Origin of the sequence: Synechococcus sp. OH2 (genome assembly GCF_047462155.1) — a bacterium.
GTDB lineage: Bacteria > Cyanobacteriota > Cyanobacteriia > Thermostichales > Thermostichaceae > Thermostichus.
Window position 1 is genome coordinate 38,968 of sequence record NZ_JANSIR010000065.1, and the last position, 873, is coordinate 39,840.

The 873-nt window shown below is 62.7% G+C and carries 1 protein-coding gene; it reads left to right on the forward strand.

Annotated features, from left to right (window positions below; translation table 11 throughout):
- A partial coding sequence (locus tag NW835_RS05385; RefSeq protein WP_414414718.1) for an ATP-binding cassette domain-containing protein occupies positions 1-782 on the forward strand: 782 nt, incomplete at its 5' end.
- Positions 783-873 lie beyond the last annotated feature (91 nt).

Sequence of the window (873 nt, forward strand, 5' to 3'; positions counted from 1 at the left end):
ACTACCCCGTGCGCCAGGGGCTGTTTCGCCGCCCGCTGGGCGAGATCCGGGCCTTGGACGGGATTAGCTTCGATCTGTATCCGGGAGAAACCCTAGGGTTGGTGGGAGAGTCCGGCTGCGGCAAAACCACCCTGGGGCGAACCCTGTTGCGTCTGATCCAAGCCAGTTCCGGCCAGGTGATCTACGACGGAGAAGACTGGCTCCGCCTACCGCCCCGGCACCTGCGCCGCTTACGCCGAGAAATCCAGCTTATCTTCCAGGATCCGGCAGCCTCTTTGGATCCCCGCGTGAGCGTGGGAGCCAGCATTATGGAGCCGATGGTTCTGCACGGAATTGGGAAAAATGCTGCCGAGCGGCGGCAACGGGCCCAACGCTTGCTAGAACGGGTAGGGCTGGATCCGGAGGCGCTGGATCGCCTGCCCCATCAGTTTTCCGGCGGGCAGCGGCAGCGGATTTGCATTGCCCGCGCCCTGGCTTCGGAGCCGCGCCTGCTCGTCTGCGACGAGGCGGTGTCTTCTCTGGATGTCTCCGTACAGGCCCAGGTGCTGAACCTACTCAAAGATCTGCAGGAGGAGCTGGGGCTGACCTATCTGTTCATCTCCCACGACCTGAGCGTGGTCAAGTTCATGAGTGACCGCATCATGGTTATGAACCGAGGCCGCATCGAGGAAATCGGCCCTGCCTCCCAGATCTACCGGAACCCGCAGCAGGATTATACCCGCCGCCTCATCGCCGCCATTCCCAAAGGGGATCCCAAAAAGCGTGCCCGCCAAGCCGGATGAAGGGTTTCCCCTGAAGCCGGCAGCTCCGCCCTTTGCCCAGCGGCCACCCCACCCGCCTGTCTTTCGGCCAGATTTGCAATGAGGCTAGAAT